Here is an 18,415-nt window from a genome sequence, read left to right on the forward strand (position 1 = left end):
GCGATCCTTATTGCGGCGGCGGCAGGTCGAAGGGGTCGTCCGGCCGTTCCTCCGACCGCTTGATCGGGTCGTCGACGCGCTCGGGCGCCGCCTGCGTCGGCGGCTCGAGCATCTGCGTAACGGTGGCGGGTGCCGGTGCGCCATAGGGCGCGGGCGGCAGCGTGCCGTCAGCGGGCTGCAGGTCGGCCTTGCGGCCACAGGCGGCGAGCAAGGCCAGCGCGATCAGGGCGGCGGTACGCATCAACCGATCTCCCGCCTAGCGTCGGCGATGCGGGCGCGCACGCCGTCGGGCGCGGTGCCGCCGAAGCTGGTGCGGCTGGCGACCGACGCCTCGACCGACAACACTTCGTACACGCGGTCATCGATCCGCGCATCGATGGCGGTCAGGGTGGCGAGCGGCAGGTCGGGCAGCGGCACGCCCGCATCCTCCGCCGCTTTCACGGCGCGACCGGTGATGTGATGCGCCTCGCGGAACGGCACGCCGGCGACACGGACCAGCCAGTCGGCTAGGTCGGTGGCGGTCGAGAAGCCGCCCGCGGCGGCGGCGCGCATGCGGTCGGTGTTGAACGTCAGGGTCTCGACCATGCCGGTCATCGCGGCGAGGCACAGCGCCAGGGTGTCATAGGCCTGGAACGCCGGCTCCTTGTCGTCCTGCATGTCCTTCGAATAGGCGAGCGGCAGGCCCTTCATGGTGACGGCGAGCGCCTGGAAGGCGCCGAGCAGCCGCCCCGAATGTCCGCGCACCAGCTCGGCGGCGTCGGGGTTGCGCTTCTGCGGCATGATCGAGCTGCCGGTCGAGAAGGCGTCGGGCAGCGAGATGAAGCCATAGGGCTGGCTCGCCCAGATCACGATCTCCTCGGCGAGGCGGGAGAGGTGCAGCCCGGTCATCGCCGCCGCCGACAGGAATTCCAGCGCGAAATCGCGGTCGGAGACGCTGTCGAGCGAGTTGGCGGTCGGACGCGCGAAGCCAAGCGCCGTCGCGGTCGCTTCGCGGTCGAGCTGGAAAGAGGTGCCGGCGAGCGCGGCGGCGCCCAAGGGGCTTTCGTTCATCCGCGCGCGGGCGTCGGCGAAGCGGCTGCGATCGCGCTTCGCCATCTCGAAATAGGCCATCAGATGGTGGCCGAGCGTCACCGGCTGCGCCACCTGCAGATGGGTGAAGCCGGGCATGATCGTCGCGGCATGCTCCTCCGCGCGAGTCAGCAGCGCGCGCTGGAAGGCGGCGAGGCCGGCGTCGATGGCGTCGACGGCGTCGCGAACCCACAGGCGGAAGTCGATCGCGACCTGATCGTTGCGCGAGCGCGCGGTGTGCAGGCGGCCGGCGGCCGGGCCGATCAGCTCGGCCAGCCGCGCCTCGACATGCATGTGGATGTCTTCGAGCGCCAGATTCTCGACGAGGCCGCCCGCTTCATATTCCTTCTCGATGGCATCGAGCCCCTCAAGAATGCGGTCGGCATCCTCCGCGCCGACGATGCCCTGCGCCTTCAGCATTCGGGCATGCGCTTTCGATCCGGCGATGTCCTGCCGCCACAATCGCTTGTCGAATGGGATCGAGGCGTTAATTTCGCGCATCACTGCAGACGGGCCGTCGGCGAACCGACCGCCCCACATGGCATGGGAGTTTGATGTGCGATCGTTGATGGGAGCGCTCCTGCTACTGGGCCTCGGCGCCTGCGATGCCGCGACGCCAGCCGATACGCAAAAGGCGGAAACGCCGCAACCCGCTGCCCCCGTGGCCGTGACAAAGACGGCAGCCGAGAAGATCGACCGCAGCCAGGCGGGCAAGCCCTTTCCGGTAACCGGGGTGTTCGTCGACCGGCACCAGAAGGCGACGACGCTCGCCGCGTTCAAGGGCACGCCGGTGCTGGTGAACCTGTGGGCGACCTGGTGCGCGCCCTGTCTTGCCGAGATGCCGGCGCTCGACCGGCTGGCGGCGCAGGAGAAGGGCAAGCTCGTCGTGCTGCCGATCAGCCAGGATCTCGAAGGCTGGAAGGCCGTCGACAAATTCTTCGCGCCCGGCAAGTTCGCGACGCTGATTCCCTATCTCGACCAGCCCAATGAATGGGCGCTGGCGGTCGGCGCCAAGGGGCTGCCGGTCAGCATCCTCTATGACGCGCAGGGCAAGGAGGTCTGGCGGGTCAACGGCCCACTGGAATGGGATCAGCCCGAGGTCGCCGCGTTGCTGAAGAGCTAGGCAAGCGCCGCGAGGCGGTTCGCGACCTCCAGCACCGGCAGGCGGCTCTCGTCGCGGCGCAGGCAAATGAAATGCGCCGCCGGATTGGCGATGGCGCGAGCGCTGACCTTGCGCAGCGTCCCACGCTCGAGCGCGGCGCTGGCCAGCGGCTGGCGCAGCAGCGCGATGCCGAGGCCGGCTTTGGCGGCGGCGACGACGGTATCGTAGTCCTCGAACCGGCGGTCCTGCCAGCGTGGGCGATACCGCACCCCCGCCTCGGCCAGCCACGCCCGCCACTGGCTGGCGTCGGAATCGTGGAGCAGCGGATTCGCGAGCAGCTCGTCGGCGCGGGCGTCGGCGCCTAATCGGTCGGCCAGCGCCGGCGCGGCGGCTGGAGCCAGCGTCTCGCCGAACAGCCGCCGCGCGTCGAGGCCGTCCCACTGGCCGCGCCCATAGCGGATCGCGACGTCGGCCTCGCGCGCGTTGAGGTCACTGGTGCGGTGGTCGACGATCAGGTCGATATGCAGGTCGCCGCGCTCGATTTCGCTGAGGCGCGCCAGTAGCCAGAGCCGGGCGAAGGACGGCACGGCGCTGAGCTTCACCGTCTGCCGCCCCTTCCACGGCCGCCACGGCTCGGCACCGCGCTGCAGGGTGCCGAGCGCCGCGCGCGCCTCCTTGGCGAAGCGCTGGCCGGCGGGAGTCAGGCGGACGCCGCGCCCGTGCCGCTCGAACAGCCGCGTGCCGAGCCACGCCTCCAGCGCGCCGATCCGCCGGCTGACCGAGCCGTGCGTCAACCCCAGCGCCTCGGCGGCGGCGGAGAAGGAGCCGCCGTCCGCCGCCGCGAGAAGCGCGCTGAGCCCGTCGAGCGGCGGCAGGGGCAAGTTGTGCATATCATGCACAGCTTGCTGGCGAACGGTGCACTATGTCAATTCACCCGCGCCGCTACATCCGGGGCATGCGCTTCACCCTGCTTCTCTTCGCCGCGATCCCCTTCGCCCTTGCCACCACCGCCCACGCCCAGCGCGTCGACGACAATGCCGTCGCCGATGCCGAGGACGCCTTCGGCTCCAACGACGGCGGCGAGGACCTCGGCGTCTACAGCACTTACGACGTGCGCGGCTTCTCGCCGCTGAAGGCCGGCAACGTCCGCGTCGAGGGGCTCTACATGGACCGGCAGGCCGACCTGTCGTCGCGCCTCGTCGAGGGCAACCGCATCCGCGTCGGCCCCTCGGCGATCGGCTATGCCTTCCCGGCGCCGTCGGGCATCGTCGACTATCGACTGCGCACGCCGGGAGAGGCGACAGTGCTGAGCCTCGTCAGCCAGGCCACGAGCTTCGGCGGCGCGTTGGTCGAGGCCGACGCGATGCTGCCACTGGCCGGGCGCACCCTCGACATCGGCGGCGGCGCCAGCTTCAGCCGCAGCGAGTATGCCTCGGGCAACAATGCCGACATCCTCAACCTGATGGTGACCGCCGTATGGCGCCCCGACGATACGACCGAGGTCCAGCCCTTCTGGAGCCGCGGCCGCACCAGCGACGAGGACATCTACCCGATCATCATCGGCAACGGCACGGCGACCCCGCCGCGCATGACGCGCCGCCGCTTCGTCGGTCAGCCGTGGGCCGACGTCGAAAGCGAGCGTTTCACCTATGGCGGGATCGGGCGGACGATCCTCGGCGACTTCGGCCTGCGCGGCGGCGTGTTCCGCTCGGTCAACATCGTGCACGAAGGCCACAGCATGCTGATCAACGCGGCGACGCCGGGCGTGCTCGCCGCGCGGACGGTGGTGGCGATCCCGCCGCGTTCGAACCGCTCGACCAGCGGCGAGATCGGCGTGGCGCGGCGGTTCGAGACGGGCGCGCTGGTGCACGACCTGCGATTCATCGCGCGCGGCCGTTCGCAGCGGCGCATATACGGCGGCTCGACACGCATTGCGCTGCGCCCCGCGCCGTTCGACCAGCCCGATTTCGTTGACCGTCCCGCCGTCACCTTCGGCGCGCAGAGCGACGATCAGGTGCGGCAATGGACGGCGGGCCTCGCCTATGAGGGCAGCGTCGCGGGTGTCGGGCAGCTCAACCTCGGGTTGCAACGCAGCCATTATCGCAAGTCGGTCGAGGCGCCGGCGGGGGCGCTGCCGGTGTCGCGCGAGAAGCCGTGGCTGTTCAACGCCGCCGCCACCGTCGAGATCGCCGGGCCGCTGGCGCTCTACGGCAGCTACACGCGCGGGCTGGAGGAGAGCGAGGTGGCGCCCGACATCGCGCTCAACCGCGACGAGGCGCCGCCCGCCGTCCGCACCCGTCAGGTCGATGCCGGCGTCCGGCTGCGGGCCGGGCCGATGACCTTGATCGCGGGCGGTTTCGAGATCGAGAAACCCTATTACGGTCTCGACGGCGCCAGTCTCTTCCGACGGCTCGGTACCATCCGCCATCGTGGGCTGGAAGCGTCGGTGACCGGATCACCGGCGGAGGGCTGGACCCTTGTGGCGGGCGGCGTTCTGCTCGATGCCGAGCTGTCCGGCGACGAGGTCGATGCGGGCACGGTGGGCAAGCGGCCGGTGGGCGCGGCGTCGCGCATGCTCACCGCCAGCGTTGAGTGGCGGCCGCTCACGGCGCTTTCGTTCGACCTGTCAGCCGACCACAAGGGGGCGATGCGCGGCGACATTGCCAACGGGGTGCGGGTCGACAGCTACACCAGCGTGGACCTCGGCCTGCGCTACCGCTTCCGGCTCGACAGCCGGCCCGCCGTGCTACGACTTCAGGCGACCAACCTGCTCAACACCTATGCGTGGGAGGTGTCGGGCAGCAACGCCTTCACCTATCTCGAGCCGCGCCAGCTGGTCGCCCGGCTGACCGTCGATTTCTAGAGTTCGTACTTCTCGAGGATGATGGTCTCGGCGTCGGCGCCGGCTTTCCACTCGCGCATGAATGGCTGCGCCACCATCGCCTCGACATAGGCCTGCGCCACCGGCGGCAGCTCGATGTCGTAGGTGACGAAGCGGGTGACCACCGCCGAGAACATGATGTCGGCGGCACCGAACGCGCCGAACAGGAAGTCGCCCCCGGCGCCGAAGCGGGTGCGCGCCTCGGTCCACAGCGCCGTGATCCGATCGATGTCGGCCCGCGTCTCGGCGCTGACCGCGAAATTCGGATAATGGCGCCCCAGATTCATGCCGCACTGCTGGCGCAGCGCGCTGAAGCTCGAATGCATTTCTGCCGAGATCGAGCGCGCGAAAGCACGCGCCGCGGGATCTGCAGGCCAGAAGCGGTCGCCACCGACCTTGTCGGCGAGATAGTCGGTGATGGCGAGGCTGTCCCAGACGACGACGTCGCTGCCGTCCCACAAGGTCGGCACCTTGCCCGAGGGCAGCAGGCCGTCCGCCTTCGCCGCCTCATATTCGGGCGTCCACATCGGGATCACCCGCTCTTCGTGCGGCAGCCCCGCATGCTTCACCGCCAGCCACCCGCGCAACGACCAGGAGGAGTAGCGCTTGTTGCCGACGATGATCTTCAGCACGGGTGAGGTCTCCGGGGTCTAGATGGACGCGAGAACGGCGGCGCGCAGCTCGGGGATGCCGAAGCCCTTTTCCGAACTGGTCGCGAGCACTTCTGGATACGCGGCCGGGTGGGTGCGGGCGCCGTCGGCGACCTTGAGGCGCGTCGCCTCCAACTCGGTCGGCTTGATCTTGTCACCCTTGGTGAGGACGACCTGATAGCTGACCGCCGCCTTGTCGAGCAGGTCCATGATCTCGCCGTCGACCGGCTTCAGCCCGTGGCGGCTGTCGATCAGCAGCAGCACGCGCTTCAGCGTGGCGCGGCCGCGCAGATAATCGTTCACCAGATGCTTCCACTTGCGCACCACGTCCTTGGGCGCCTCGGCAAAGCCATAGCCGGGCATGTCGACCAGCCGGAAGACGATCGGATCGCCGACGTCGAACAGGTTCAGCTCCTGCGTGCGCCCCGGCGTGTTCGAGGTGCGCGCCAGGCTGTTGCGGCCGGTGAGCGCGTTCAAGAGCGACGACTTGCCGACGTTCGAGCGGCCGGCGAAGGCCACTTCGGGCACGTCGGGATCGGGCAGGAACTGCAGGCCCGGCGCCGACTTCAGGAAGGCGATCGGCCCGGCGAACAGCTTGCGCGCCGCCTCGATCCGCTCGGCGGCTTCCGCTTCCTCTATCGTCACTTCTTCCGCCTTGCCGGGCGGGTCGGCGCCGGGGCCGGCGTGGCGGTCGCCTCGATCACCGTGTCGGCGGCCGGCGCCGGGTGCTTGCGGATCAGCACGTACTGCTGGCCGATCGAGATGATGTTGTTGACCGTCCAGTAGAGCTGAAGGCCGGCGGCGAACGGCGCCATGATGAACATGAAGATCCACGGCATGATGCCGAACACCTTCGCCTGGATCTCGTCCATCGGCTGCGGATTGAGCTTCTGCTGCAGCCACATGGTGATGCCGAGCAGGATCGGCAGCACGCCGATGGCGATGAACTGCGGCGGCGTGAAATCGAGCAGGCCGAACAGGTTGAGCGGCGTCATCGGATCGGGCGCCGACAGGTCGCGGATCCACAGCACGAACGGCTGGTGTCGCATTTCGATGGTGAGCAGCAGCACCTTGTAGAGCGCGTAGAAGATCGGGATCTGCAGCAGGATCGGCAGGCAACCCGCCATCGGGTTGACCTTCTCGGTCTTGTACAGCGCCATCATCTCCTGCTGCATGCGCAGCTTGTCTTCCTTGTGCCGCTCCTGGATGGCCTTCATTCGCGGCTGGATCTGCCGCATGCGCGCCATCGAGGCGAACTGCTTGTTGGCGATCGGGAACAGCAGGATTCGAACGATGACGGTAAGGCCGATGATCGCCACGCCGAAGTTGCCGAACATGCGGAACAGCCAGTCGAGCAGGTAGAAGATCGGCTTGGCGATGAAGTCGAACCAGCCCCAGTCGATGGCGCGGTCAAACAGGGGTACGCCGGTGTCGTCCATATAATGGTCGAGCAGCGCGGTTTCCTTGGCGCCGGCGAACAGGCGCATCGAGCTGCTCGCCGCCTGGCCGGGGCCGACGATGGCCGGCTTGCCCGCCGCGTCCGCCTGGAAGCGGTCGCCGGACGACTGGCGGAAGCTCGCCTCGATCGGCGTACCCTTGCCGGCAACCAGCGCGGTCAGCCAATATTTATCGGAGAAGCCGAGCCAGCCGCCGGTGCTGGTGAAGTCCATCGTGCGGTTGGCGGCCTCGCGCACATCCTCCCAGTTCACGTCGTTCACGCGGTCGTCGAACACGCCCATCGGGCCGACATGCGCGGTCCAGCTGTCAGGATCGGTCGAGGCGCCAACGCGCGACACGAGGCCGTAGGGCCGCGCCACCAGCGCCTGCGTACCGCCATTGGTGACGCGCTGCGTGACCGTGAACATATAGTCTTCGTCGATCGCGATGGTGATCGCGAAGCTCTGCCCGCCGGCGTTGGCGCTGGTCAGCGTCACCGGCTTGCCGACCGACAGCACCGCGCCCTGCGGCGCCTGCCAGACGGTGTCCGGTCCCGGCAGGCCGCTAGCGCCCGACCAGCCGAAGCCGGCGAAATAGGCCTTGGGCGACCCCGAGGGCGACAGCAGGCGGATGTTCGGCGAGCCCTTGGCGATGGTCTCGCGGTAATTGGTCAGCACCAGATCGTCGATGCGCGCGCCGGTGAGGTTGATCGAGCCGGTCAGGCGATCGGTGCGGATCGGCACGCGCGGCGTCTCGCCCAGCACGGTCGCACGGTCGCGGATCGCGGTGATGGTGTCGGCCGCCGGATCGGCGCCGGGCTTGGGAATGACGACCTCCTTGCCGTCCTCGATCTTGGTCGCGGGCGGGTTGGCGGTCGGGAAATAGCGCTCGGAGATCGCGCTCCAGCCGAACAGCACGACCGCCGACAGGACGATCGCGAGGATGAGGTTCTTCTGTTCGTTCACGTGGAGGGACCTTTTTAGGACTCTGGCTTCGGCGGCACCGGGTCATAGCCCGAACCGCCCCAAGGGTGACAGCGCGCGATCCGCCTAGCCGCCAAGCCGCACCCCTTCAAGGCTCCGAAGCGCCGCAGCGCTTCGATGGCGTAGGCGGAGCATGAGGGCTGAAAGCGACAGGTCGGTGGCAGCACCGCGGAAAAGGTCAGCTGCCAGAGGCGCGCGACGCCGATCAGCAGCCTGGCGATCATCGCGCCGCTTTCGCCAGCGCCGCTTCGAGATCGGCCTTCATCACGGCGAAATCGCGGGTCGGCGTGTCGTCCCGGCCGACCAGCACATGGTCAGCACCGGGGCGGCCGGCCGCGGCGATCACCTCGCGCGCCAGCGCGCGCAGCCGCCGCTTGCAGCGGTTGCGCACCACCGAATTGCCGATCTTCTTGGTGACGGTGAAGCCGACGCGCATGCGATCATCCGAATCGCGGCGGTCGTTGATCAGCAGGACGAAGCCCGGAGTCGCGAATCGGCGGCCGCGGTTGGCGGCGAGGAAGTCGCGGCGCTGGGTGAGCGTGTCGAGCGTATTAGGCCGAGAGCGACTTGCGGCCCTTGGCGCGGCGCGCGGCGATCACCTTGCGGCCACCGACGGTCGCCATGCGGCTACGGAAACCGTGGCGACGCTTACGGACCAGGCGGCTCGGCTGATAGGTGCGCTTCATTGTACGTCCTCAAAAACGGCAAGCGGGCCGCCACGCGGCGACCTGAAAATCGGAAGCGGCGAGATAGCGGCGACTTCGGCGAAAGTCAAACCTCTGCCGCCACCGGCGCCACAGGCGGTTTGACGCCGCGGCGCCGGCGCAATGCCAGCTCGGCGACCTTGCCGAACCGCGGGTGCCGCCGCTTGAGGATCACATAGCGCCGCCGCGCCCAGCGCGAGTTTCTCAGCAGTAGGACAAGCCCGGCCCCGAAAGACAGCAAGCCGAACGGTCCCGGCGTCGTCGGCCCGAGGATCAGCGGCCCGAAAATGACGAGAATCGCGCCGATCCCGATCTGCAGCATCCGCATCGGCGGGCTGCGCATGAATCGGCTGAATGGGGTGGGGGCGGGCATGCGCCCTTAGATACGCAACTCTGCGGTGAATTTATGTCAGCGCGGGTCGGGTGACAGCCGCCACGGCCGGCGGCGGAGCGCCACGTCGCTCCAATGACCCCAGCGCGGGTGGCGGCGCTTGAACATCACATAGCGCCGCTTGGCCCAGGCCGAGCTGCGCAGCACCAGGGTCAGGCCGGCGGCGAAAGCGATGACGCCCCACGGCCCCGGCACGGGCCCGCCGATCAGCGGGCCGAGGATCATCAGCAGCCCGCCGGCGACGAGCTGGGCGATCCGCAGCGTCGGGCTGCGCAGGAAGCGGGGACGATAGGCGGTCATAGCGGTCGATGTAGGAAACGCACCGCCGCCCGGTAAGCTGCCTTGGCCTCGGCCCATCGGGCATCCTAAGCTGTTCGTCGATCTGGGACGGGAGAATAGGCGATGAACGATTTCATCCGTGTGGCGGCCGTGGCCGGCGCGATGCTGGGGGCGACGCCGGTGCTGGCCGCCGATCCGCCGACCAGCCCGATCTGGCACGAACAGAAGGTGAAGAACTACCTGCCGCACATGAGCTGGCCGGAGGTCGCCGACCTGCTGATGCGCAGCGACCTCGTCATCATTCCCGTCGCCGCGATGGAGGAGCACGGCCTCCATGGCCCCATCGGCACCGATTTCCTCAACAGCAACGAGGAAGCCAAGCTGATCGCGCAGAAGGCCGACATCCTCGTCGCGCCGATCCTGCTGCCCGGCAATTCACCCTATCACATGGGCTTTCCCGGCACGATCAGCCTGCCCGCCGAAACGATCCAGAAGGTCTATTTCGAGGCGGTGCAGAGCCTGATCCAGCACGGCTTCAAGCGCTTCCTGCTGCTCAACGGCCATGGCGGCAACGCCGCGACGACGCGCTTCATCGTCGACCGCGTCAACCAGGAGACGCCGGGCATCGCCGTCGAGGTCGGCGAGGCGATCCAGCCCTATCTGGCGAAGATGCGCGGGGCGGAAGGCGCGAAGCCGCCGGTAGCGGCAACGCCGGTGTTCGACCGCCATGGCGGCACGCCGGAGACCAGTTCCTCGCTCTACCTGACACCCAACCTCCTCGACATGTCGAAGGCGAAGACCGCGCCGCTGAAGCTGCCCGAGCATATGCAGAAGATGCTGCCGCAGGTGGTTGCCGAGGACCCGACCGCCAAGCTGGTGTTCCTCGCCGAGGGGCTGAAGGCGAAGGAAACCGGCAAGAAGACCTCGACGCGCGAGATGACCGCGACCGGCGTCTGGGGCGTTGCCGACTTCGCGAGCGCCACTGCCGAGCGCGGCAAGGCCAACATCACCCGCCGGGTGGATGCGACGGTGCAGTTCATCGAGGCCTGGAACAAGCTTCGCCCGTCGGGGACCAAGTGATGGACCGCCGCCATTTGCTCGCCGCCGGCCTCGCGCTGGCCGTTGCGCCGCGCGCGGTCCTCGCTGCCGTGCCGGAGGTCGATCAGCGCTTCCTGAAGCTGCTCGGCCGGGCGCCGCGTCCCGCGCAGCCGATCGGCGACTATGTCCCGGCGCGCCGCTCAGGTCGCATTCTCTACCTGTCCACCACCACCGCGCGCACCGACGGCCAGCCCGATTTCCGCGGCAAGGTCGGCGGCGAGCTGACTTTGGCGCAGGGGCAGCAGGCGGCGCGCGCGGCGGCGCTGGCGATGCTGGAGACGATCTACAACGAACTCGGCGGCACGCTCGCGCCGGTGACGCAGATCCTCAACATGGTCGGCTATGTCGCCTCGGCCGACGGCTTCTACGATCAGGCGAGCGTGATGAACGGCGCCACCGCCGTCCTCATCGAGGTATTCGGCGCTGACATCGGCCGCTCCAGCCGCTCGGCGATCGGCATCAAGGCGATGTCGCGCGACGCGGCGGTCTCCATCGCCGCGACAGTGGAGGTACAGGCGTAATCCGGCATCGACTTTTCTGATTGTCCCCCTAATCTGCGCCGGAACAAAGGGGGATCGATGGTCGCTCACGTTACCACCGTGGCGTTCCTGGGGTTGGAGGCGCGCAGCGTCGATGTGCAGGTGCAGGTCGCCAAGGGCGGGATGCACGCCTTCAACGTCGTCGGCCTTGCCGACAAGGCGGTCAACGAATCGAAGGAGCGGGTGCGCGCCGCGCTGGCGGCGATCGGCCTCGCGCTTCCCTTCCAGCGCATCACCGTCAACCTGTCGCCGGCCGACCTGCCGAAGGAAGGCAGCCATTTCGACCTCGCCATCGCCATGGGGTTGCTCGCGGCGATGGGCGTCGTCGATGCCGAGGCGCTGTCACACTATGTGGTGATCGGCGAGCTCGGATTGGACGGGCGGTTGGCGCCGGTACCGGGCGTGCTGCTGGCGGCGTTGCACGCGTCGGAGAAGGATCTCGGGCTCATCTGCCCGGTGACGCAGGGCGGCGAGGCGGCGTGGGCAGGGCGCATCGAGGTGCTGGCGGCGCCCGACCTGCTGTCGCTGATCAACCATCTGAAGGGCGCGCAACTGCTCGCCCCGCCCGAACGCGCGGTGGCGGACAGTAGCTGGAACGGCCCCGACCTCGCCGAGGTGAAGGGGCAGGAGACCGCGAAGCGCGCGCTGGAGATCGCGGCGGCCGGCGGCCACAATCTGGTGATGGTCGGGCCGCCGGGGGCGGGCAAATCGCTGCTCGCCGCCTGCCTGCCCGGCATCCTGCCCGAATTGAGCCCGCAGGAAGCGCTCGAGGTGTCGATGGTCGCCTCGGTCGCCGGGCAATTGGAAGGCGGCCGCCTGCTGCGCCGCCGGCCCTATCGCGCGCCGCATCATTCGGCGTCGATGCCGGCGCTGGTCGGCGGCGGGGCCAAGGCGCGGCCCGGCGAGGTCAGCCTCGCGCATCTCGGTGTGTTGTTCCTCGACGAGCTGCCCGAATTCCAGCGCCCGGTGATCGATTCGCTGCGCCAGCCGCTGGAGACCGGCGCCATCGTCGTCGCCCGCGCCAATGCGCATGTGAGCTATCCCTCACGCATCCAGCTCATCGCCGCGATGAACCCCTGCAAATGCGGGCATCTGGGCGACGCGGCGCTGGCCTGCTCGCGCGCGCCGCGCTGCGCCGCCGACTATCAGGCGCGGGTGTCGGGGCCGTTGCTCGACCGCATCGACCTGCACGTCGACGTGCAGGCGGTGTCCGCCGCCGACCTCGCGCTGCCGCCGCCCGCCGAAACCTCCGCCGACGTGGCCGCGCGCGTGGCTACCGCTCGCGCCATCCAGACGGCGCGCTACGCCGATCACGGCGGTGTCCGCACCAACGCCGAGGCCGACGGCAAGCTGCTCGAAGCCGTCGCGACCCCCGACGAGCCGGGCGGCAAGCTGCTGGCGCAGGCCGCCGAGGCGATGCGTTTGTCGGCGCGCGGTTATCACCGCGTGCTGCGGGTCAGCCGTACGCTTGCCGATCTGGCAGGTGCGGAGACGGTGGGGCGGGTGCATGTCGCCGAGGCGCTGAGCTATCGGCGGCGTGCGCCGGTCAACTGAACGAGCGTGACGAAGGACGGACGCGAATGAGTGAGCATCACGGAAGCTGCCATTGCGGGCGGGTTCGCCTGACCTTGCGCGACACGCCGACGGAGGCGGGCGAGTGCAATTGCTCGATCTGCCGGCGCAACGGCGGGCTGTGGCATTATTGCGCTCCCGCCGCGCTGACCGTCGAGGGCGACGGCGTCGCCTATCAGCAGGGCGATCGCGCGCTCGACCTGTGGCATTGCCCGACCTGCGGCTGCACCACGCACTGGACGCCGACCGATCTGGCCTATCCGCGCGTCGGCATCAACCTCAGGATGTTCGATCCCGCGCTGTGGCACGACCTGCCGCGCCGCCTGATCGATGGTGCCAGCTACTAGCCCGCCATCCTAATCCCGCGCCGCCCGGATCAACCGCCGCCGCGTCTCGTGGCTGCGCGCCGCGCACCACGCCGAGACCGACACGCCCTTCGGCGGCAGCGGGGCACCGTCTTCCAGGCGCAGCGCGGTGGGCGATCCCTCGGGCACCAGCGCCAGCACCGCACCGCGCCGGTGGCAATTGTCGCAGATCATCTTGCGCTCGGCGCGGGCGCGATCGTCGCTGACCCGCTTGTCGGCGAGGATGGCGAGAAAGGTGGCGCGGTCGAACAGCAGTTGCCGGCCGCAGCCGAGGCAGCGGACGAGGATATCGGCCTTCTGCGCGACAGCATCGGACAGGCGGCGAAAGCGGATGATTGAGTCGGCCACATAAGAACAAAAGCAGAATATTCTTCATGTGTGGAGTCAGCGACTCGGCCATATCAGGGCGCGACGTCCGATAAGGCTAGGGCGGGGATCCATCAGGTGGAGCTCCGAAATGGAGTGCTAAGCGCACCATGTCGCCTAATCGTAACAAGCATTTAGCGTGCGAAAAAATGGGAATCCTATCGATATGTATAGGTAGGTGAGGTACACCGCACGCGTACATTCGTCCGCAGTCTCAGGGGGCGAGACTGTTGCGGGGGGTCTTTAGGTTGCTCTCACCCGAACGGGTGATGGTGACACCGCGCAGAAGCGCTACCGAGATCGCAGGGTTGTGAAGCTGTTGGCCAGGCACGGCCGGCAGGTTCGCGGAGTTGGGGCGTTCTCATTTATGGGGTCGATGGGTCACGGCGTTTGCCGTGCAGCGATGCTGCGCGCATGCCTGACGGCGGCTGTCGCCTGCGCGACGGTGGCGCCGGCGGCTGCGGCGACCTTTGCCCAAGCCCTTAGAACTGTTGCCGAAAATCACCCGCGTCTGCAGGCGGTTGACGCCATCGCTGCGGGTGGCCGCGCGGATATCGATGCGGCAAAGGCTGCGTGGCGGCCGCAAGTCTCGCTGGTCGGCGACACCGGCTGGCAGCGCAGCGGCCTTACCTCGCGCTCCGACACGGCCTTCCTGCCCGGCGTCCGCGCCACGCAGCTCGTTTATGACGGCGGCCGCACCGGCGCCGACGTCGCGCAGCGTCGTTACCGCGCCGAGTCGCTGGCGGTCGAGCATGACCGCGTCCTCGCCGATCTCGCGCAGCGGCTTTCCGATGCCTATCTCGAATGGTCGAGGCAGCGCGCGCTGCTCGCTATCGCTGACGAGCAGGTCGTGTCGCTGCAACGGCTCGAGACCATGGTTCGCCAGATCGCCGAGTTCGATCGCGGCCGGGCCTCCGACGTGGCGCTGGTCTCGACGCGGCTTGCCCAGTCCGAAGCGCAGCGCGACGCACGTCGCATCGCGATCTCCGATGCGCGCGCGCTGATCCGCCAAATCGCCGCCGCCGAGGTCGAGCCCGAAGGCGAGATGCCGTCACCCGACCCCTTCATGCCGAAGTCGCTCGACGCGGCGCTCGGCGCGCTCGACACGCACCCGGCAGTGCGGATCGCCGATCTGGAGATCAGCCAGGCGGGCGCGGCGGTCGATGCTGCCCGTGCCTGGTGGAAGCCGCGGCTGTCGCTCGATGCGGGCAGCGAATCGGAAAGCTCGCTCACCGGCCGCACCAATCTGTTCGGCACCGTCGAGCTGAAGCTGCGCTCCACCCTGTCGCCGATCGACGGTGGCGGCGGCTCGGCGCGGCTGGCGAGCGCGCAGGCCAACGCCTCGGCCGCGCGGCTGGAAGCGCGCTTCACCGAGCGCAATCTGCGCGACGAGGTGGTGCGGCACTGGACCTCGGTCGCTGACCGCACGCCGCGGCTCGCGACGCTGTCGGCGCTGGTTGAAACTACCGACGCGTCGAGCGCGGTGGTCGGCGAGCAGTTCAAGCTCGGCCGCCGATCGATCCTCGATCTGCTGTCGTTCGAGGTCGAGCGTTTCTCGGCGCGCACCCAGCTCGAAAGCGAGCGCCGCGACCTGCTCGCCGCCAAATATCGCCTGCTCGCCGTGACCGCTCGGCTCAGCCCCGCCTTCGTTCCCGATGCCGTCGCGGCGCCGGTGGAGGGCGGGTCATGACCGCGCCGCTGTTCGACGCCATTGCCCGCTGCCTGACCCTGCAGGGCACGCCCAAATCGACGGGCGTGCTGTCGACCGCCATCGTTCCCGAGGCGGTTGGCGATCCCGCCGCCGTGCTGACCGGCCTCGCCACCCTTGGCATCCAGGGCGCCTGGACGCGTGGCGACCGGCTGACCCCCGACATGCTGCCAGCCGTGGCGCTGACCGCCGATGCCGAGCCGCTGGTGCTCGTCGCCGATGGCGAGACGATCCGGGTGGAGAACGGCGCGGCGCTCGATGGCGAGGCGCTCGCGGCCCTGCACGTCCTTCTGCTGCGTACGCCGGTCGCTCGCGACACCCGCGCCGATGCGCTGGTCGAAACCGATGCGCCCGGCTGGTTCTGGCCGACGCTCTGGTCCTACCGTCGCTATTTCTTCGAGGCAGGTGCGCTGTCGGCGGTGATCAACCTGCTGAGCCTTGCCGGCATCATCTTCATGATGACGGTCTATGACCGGGTGCTGCCCAATCAGGCCTATGTGACCTTGTGGTCGCTGGCCGGCGGCGTCGTCATCGCGATGATCTTCGAGTTCGCGTCGCGCACCTTGCGCAACAAGGTGCTCGACGGCGCCGGCAAGAAGATCGACCTTGTCCTCGGCGATGCGGTTTTCACGCACGTCCTCGGCACCCGGCTCGAGCATCGCGCCGCCTCGTCGGGCGCGTTCGCCAATCTGCTGAAAGAGTTTGAATCGGTTCGCAGCTTCGTCACCTCGGCGTCGCTGACCGCGGTCGCCGACCTGCCGTTCGCGCTGCTGTTCCTTGTCGTCACCGCGCTCATCGCCGGGCCGCTGGTCTGGGTGCCGCTCACCGCTTTCATCCTGGTGCTGGCGCTGTCGCTCGCGGTGCAGATCCCGCTCGCGAAGCTAGCCACCGAAGGGCTGCGTGAAGGCGCCGTGCGCCATGGCACGGTGATCGAAAGCCTCGAGGGGCTGGAGACGCTGAAGGCGCTGCGCGGCGAGGCGGCGATGCGCCGTCGTCACGAAGCGGCCAGCGCGGTGATCGCGGGCACCTCGGTGCGCAGCCAGGCGATCTCCAACTTCGCGCTCAACACCACGATGTTCATCCAGCAGGCGGCCGGCGTGCTGCTGCTTATCTGGGGTGTCTATCTGGCGAGCGCCGGCGAAGTCACTGCCGGCGCGCTGATCGCCTCGGTGCAATTGAATTCGCGCGCGCTGGCGCCGCTCGCCACCCTGTCGTCGCTGGCGGTGCGCTTCCAGGCGGCGCGCAGTGCCTTGACCGGCCTCAACCGCATCATGGCGCTGCCGCGCGAGCGCGATCCGGCGCGTGCCTATCTGTCGGGCGACCATTGGCGCGGCGAGATCGAGCTGCGCGGCGTCGAGTTCGGCTATGCGAGTGAAGGCCCGCTCGCCGTTGAAGGCGCCTCGCTGAAGCTGAAGCCCGGCGACCGCGTGGCCATTCTCGGCCGCATGGGGTCGGGCAAGTCGACGCTGCTGCGGTTGATGTCGGCGCTCTATCGGCCGCGCGCCGGCCAGATCTTCCTCGATGGCGTCGAGATGGGGGCGATCGAGCCTGCCGATGTCCGTCGCACCATCCAACTGGTCGGCCAGGATGCGCGGCTGTTCCACGGCACCCTGCGCGAGAATTTGCGCGCCGCCGCGCCGCAGGCCGATGACGCCGAACTGGTGCGCATCGCCACCGCGCTCGGCGTCGCCGAGATCGCGGCGGCCGATCCCGCCGGCTTCGACCGGCCGATCGGCGAGCGCGGTGACACCTTGTCGGGCGGCCAGCGGCAGGCGGTGGCGCTGGCGCGCGGGCTGCTGCCGGCGCCGAAGGTGCTGCTGCTCGACGAGCCGACCTCGGCGATGGACCAGCGCTCGGAGGCCGAAGCGCTGCGGCTGCTCGAATCGCTGCCCGCCGACACCATCATCGTGCTGGTCACCCACAAGCAGTCGGTGCTGCCGCTGGCCAATCGCCTGATCGTCATGGACCGCGGGCGCATCGTTGCCGACGGGCCCAAGGCGGACGTTCTCGCGGCGCTCGGCGAAGGTCGGGTGAAGGCGGCGGCATGAGCGCGACCGACCTCTTCCGCCAGCCGCTGGTCGCCGCCCGCGACAATGATCGGCATCCGGCATGGCTGTGGTTCTCGATCACGCTCGTTGGCCTGATCGTCGCGATGCTGATCTGGTCGCGCTTCGCCATTCTCGAACAGGTGACCACCGGTCCCGGCCAGGTGGTGCCGTCCGGCCGGCTGCAGATCATCCAGAACCTCGAAGGCGGCATCGTCTCCGAACTGAAGGTGCGCGAAGGCCAGATCGTCGAGCGCGGCCAGCCGCTGGTGACCATCGACCCGACCCGCGCCGAATCCTCTTATCTCGAAATGGAAAAGCGCCGTCGTGGGCTGCTCGCGTCGGTGGCGCGACTGCGCGCAGAGGCGACCGGGCGCGCCATGGTGTTCCCGCGTGAGATCGCGAGCGATCGCGAGCTGGTCGCCAACGAGCGCGCCACCTATGCGGTGCGTCGGCAGGCGGTCGATCAATCGGTGGCGGCGCTCGCCGCCAGCACCCGGCTGCTGCGCCGCGAACTGGCGATCACCGAGCCGATGGCGGCGCGCGGCCTCGTGCCCGAGGTCGATGCGCTGCGCCTCCGCCGCCAGCTCAACGAAACCGAGATGCAGATGGGCGAACGGCTCAACCGCTACCGGGCCGACGCCGGCACCGAACTCGCCAAGGTCGAGGCCGAACTGGCGCAGGTGTCGGAAGTCGCTGCCGGCCGCCGTGACATGTTCGAGCGCACGGTGATGCGCGCGCCGGTGCGCGGCACCGTCAAGAACATCCAGGCCTCGACGGTCGGTGGCGTGGTGCAGCCGGGTGCCGACATCATGGAGATCGTGCCGCTCGAGGACGAGCTGCTGATCGAGGCGAAGATCAAGCCGTCGGACGTCGCCTTTCTGCGCCCCGGCCTCAAGGCGACGGTGAAGCTCACCGCCTATGATTATCTGATCTACGGCTCGCTCCCCGGCACCGTCGAGACGATCGGCCCTGATACGGTACGCGAGTCGAAGCTCCCCAATGAGGAGCCTTTCTACCGCGTGTTGGTGCGCACCGACCGCGCCTACATCCGTCACAACGGCAAGCTGCTGCCGATCATCCCCGGCATGACCGCGACCGTCGACGTGACGACCGGCCGCCGCACCGTCTTCGATTTCTTCCTGCGTCCCGTCCTCAAGGTCGAGGAGGCGTTCCGTGAACGCTGACCGGCCCGCTTCCCGCCAATCCTGCCTGCCGGCCGCCCCG

20 protein-coding genes and 1 pseudogene are annotated in these 18,415 nt (G+C 69.0%); 9 read left to right on the forward strand and 12 right to left on the reverse strand.

What is annotated here, in order from left to right:
- Nucleotides 1–7 precede the first annotated feature (7 nt).
- Together ACFOMD_RS09335 and argH are read right to left on the reverse strand one after the other, a co-directional pair.
- Nucleotides 8–241, reverse strand: coding sequence for a lipoprotein (locus ACFOMD_RS09335; RefSeq protein WP_380860309.1), 234 nt, complete (start codon nucleotides 239–241; stop codon nucleotides 8–10).
- Complete coding sequence (gene argH, locus ACFOMD_RS09340) at nucleotides 241–1,608, reverse strand: argininosuccinate lyase (RefSeq protein ID WP_380860312.1); 1,368 nt, start codon at nucleotides 1,606–1,608, stop codon at nucleotides 241–243. Before argH ends, ACFOMD_RS09335 begins: the two co-directional genes overlap by 1 nt.
- Before the next feature lie 127 nt (nucleotides 1,609–1,735).
- On the opposite strand from argH, the gene ACFOMD_RS09345 reads away from it, so the two are divergent.
- The gene (locus tag ACFOMD_RS09345) at nucleotides 1,736–2,191 is read left to right on the forward strand and encodes a TlpA family protein disulfide reductase (protein ID WP_380860315.1); all 456 of its coding nucleotides are present in this window, start codon (nucleotides 1,736–1,738) and stop codon (nucleotides 2,189–2,191) included.
- Here ACFOMD_RS09345 and ACFOMD_RS09350 read toward each other — a convergent pair.
- A complete protein-coding gene (locus ACFOMD_RS09350) occupies nucleotides 2,188–3,060 on the reverse strand; it encodes a LysR substrate-binding domain-containing protein (RefSeq protein ID WP_380860318.1) in 873 nt (290 codons plus the stop codon). The genes ACFOMD_RS09345 and ACFOMD_RS09350 overlap by 4 nt on opposite strands.
- A 65-nt stretch (nucleotides 3,061–3,125) precedes the next feature.
- Here ACFOMD_RS09350 and ACFOMD_RS09355 point away from each other — a divergent pair, with 65 nt between their 5' ends.
- Complete coding sequence (locus tag ACFOMD_RS09355) at nucleotides 3,126–5,033, forward strand: TonB-dependent receptor domain-containing protein (protein WP_380860321.1); 1,908 nt, start codon at nucleotides 3,126–3,128, stop codon at nucleotides 5,031–5,033.
- On the opposite strand, the gene ACFOMD_RS09360 is transcribed toward ACFOMD_RS09355, so the two are convergent.
- From ACFOMD_RS09360 to ACFOMD_RS09395, 8 genes and pseudogenes are all read right to left on the reverse strand, one after another.
- On the reverse strand, nucleotides 5,030–5,683 hold the full coding sequence (locus tag ACFOMD_RS09360) for a glutathione S-transferase family protein (RefSeq protein WP_380860324.1): 654 nt from the start codon (nucleotides 5,681–5,683) through the stop codon (nucleotides 5,030–5,032). The genes ACFOMD_RS09355 and ACFOMD_RS09360 overlap by 4 nt on opposite strands.
- An 18-nt stretch (nucleotides 5,684–5,701) precedes the next feature.
- Nucleotides 5,702–6,340 carry a ribosome biogenesis GTP-binding protein YihA/YsxC gene (gene yihA / locus ACFOMD_RS09365; protein WP_380860392.1) on the reverse strand — a complete coding sequence of 213 codons (639 nt, stop codon included), beginning with the start codon at nucleotides 6,338–6,340 and terminating at the stop codon, nucleotides 5,702–5,704.
- 2 nt (nucleotides 6,341–6,342) lie between these two features.
- A complete protein-coding gene (gene yidC / locus ACFOMD_RS09370) occupies nucleotides 6,343–8,103 on the reverse strand; it encodes a membrane protein insertase YidC (RefSeq protein ID WP_380860327.1) in 1,761 nt (586 codons plus the stop codon).
- Nucleotides 8,104–8,117: 14 nt separating this feature from the next.
- A complete protein-coding gene (gene yidD, locus ACFOMD_RS09375) occupies nucleotides 8,118–8,345 on the reverse strand; it encodes a membrane protein insertion efficiency factor YidD (RefSeq protein ID WP_380860330.1) in 228 nt (75 codons plus the stop codon).
- Nucleotides 8,342–8,602, reverse strand: a pseudogene (gene rnpA, locus ACFOMD_RS09380) (ribonuclease P protein component); the annotation flags it as partial. The gene yidD and the pseudogene rnpA, both read right to left, overlap by 4 nt.
- A 70-nt stretch (nucleotides 8,603–8,672) precedes the next feature.
- Complete coding sequence (gene rpmH / locus ACFOMD_RS09385; RefSeq protein WP_380860333.1) at nucleotides 8,673–8,807, reverse strand: 50S ribosomal protein L34; 135 nt, start codon at nucleotides 8,805–8,807, stop codon at nucleotides 8,673–8,675.
- A gap of 85 nt (nucleotides 8,808–8,892) precedes the next feature.
- Complete coding sequence (locus ACFOMD_RS09390) at nucleotides 8,893–9,168, reverse strand: hypothetical protein (protein WP_380860335.1); 276 nt, start codon at nucleotides 9,166–9,168, stop codon at nucleotides 8,893–8,895.
- A 66-nt stretch (nucleotides 9,169–9,234) separates the two neighbouring features.
- The gene (locus tag ACFOMD_RS09395) at nucleotides 9,235–9,516 is read right to left on the reverse strand and encodes a hypothetical protein (RefSeq protein WP_380860338.1); all 282 of its coding nucleotides are present in this window, start codon (nucleotides 9,514–9,516) and stop codon (nucleotides 9,235–9,237) included.
- 102 nt (nucleotides 9,517–9,618) lie between these two features.
- Between ACFOMD_RS09395 and ACFOMD_RS09400 the strand changes: the two genes are divergently transcribed.
- The 4 genes from ACFOMD_RS09400 to ACFOMD_RS09415 are packed head-to-tail and all read left to right on the forward strand — an operon-like array spanning nucleotide 9,619 to nucleotide 13,051.
- Entirely contained in the window at nucleotides 9,619–10,575 is a 957-nt protein-coding gene (locus tag ACFOMD_RS09400; protein ID WP_380860341.1) for a creatininase family protein, read from the forward strand.
- Entirely contained in the window at nucleotides 10,575–11,114 is a 540-nt protein-coding gene (locus ACFOMD_RS09405) for a RidA family protein (protein ID WP_380860344.1), read from the forward strand. Before ACFOMD_RS09400 ends, ACFOMD_RS09405 begins: the two co-directional genes overlap by 1 nt.
- A gap of 57 nt (nucleotides 11,115–11,171) precedes the next feature.
- A complete protein-coding gene (locus tag ACFOMD_RS09410) occupies nucleotides 11,172–12,686 on the forward strand; it encodes a YifB family Mg chelatase-like AAA ATPase (RefSeq protein ID WP_380860347.1) in 1,515 nt (504 codons plus the stop codon).
- Between the two features lie 26 nt (nucleotides 12,687–12,712).
- The gene (locus ACFOMD_RS09415; RefSeq protein ID WP_380860350.1) at nucleotides 12,713–13,051 is read left to right on the forward strand and encodes a GFA family protein; all 339 of its coding nucleotides are present in this window, start codon (nucleotides 12,713–12,715) and stop codon (nucleotides 13,049–13,051) included.
- A 9-nt stretch (nucleotides 13,052–13,060) separates the two neighbouring features.
- Here ACFOMD_RS09415 and ACFOMD_RS09420 read toward each other — a convergent pair whose 3' ends face one another.
- Nucleotides 13,061–13,417, reverse strand: coding sequence for a hypothetical protein (locus tag ACFOMD_RS09420; protein ID WP_380860353.1), 357 nt, complete (start codon nucleotides 13,415–13,417; stop codon nucleotides 13,061–13,063).
- 421 nt (nucleotides 13,418–13,838) lie between these two features.
- Between ACFOMD_RS09420 and ACFOMD_RS09425 the strand changes: the two genes are divergently transcribed.
- The 3 genes from ACFOMD_RS09425 to ACFOMD_RS09435 are packed head-to-tail and all read left to right on the forward strand — an operon-like array spanning nucleotide 13,839 to nucleotide 18,375.
- Nucleotides 13,839–15,125, forward strand: a complete 1,287-nt coding sequence (locus ACFOMD_RS09425; protein ID WP_380860356.1) for a TolC family protein — start codon at nucleotides 13,839–13,841, stop codon at nucleotides 15,123–15,125.
- Complete coding sequence (locus ACFOMD_RS09430; protein WP_380860359.1) at nucleotides 15,122–17,191, forward strand: type I secretion system permease/ATPase; 2,070 nt, start codon at nucleotides 15,122–15,124, stop codon at nucleotides 17,189–17,191. The genes ACFOMD_RS09425 and ACFOMD_RS09430 overlap by 4 nt, the downstream gene beginning before the upstream one ends.
- Nucleotides 17,188–18,375 carry an HlyD family type I secretion periplasmic adaptor subunit gene (locus ACFOMD_RS09435; protein WP_380860362.1) on the forward strand — a complete coding sequence of 396 codons (1,188 nt, stop codon included), beginning with the start codon at nucleotides 17,188–17,190 and terminating at the stop codon, nucleotides 18,373–18,375. Before ACFOMD_RS09430 ends, ACFOMD_RS09435 begins: the two co-directional genes overlap by 4 nt.
- Nucleotides 18,376–18,415: the final 40 nt, after the last annotated feature.

Origin of the sequence: Sphingoaurantiacus capsulatus (genome assembly GCF_042648405.1) — a bacterium.
Lineage (GTDB): Bacteria > Pseudomonadota > Alphaproteobacteria > Sphingomonadales > Sphingomonadaceae > Sphingoaurantiacus > Sphingoaurantiacus capsulatus.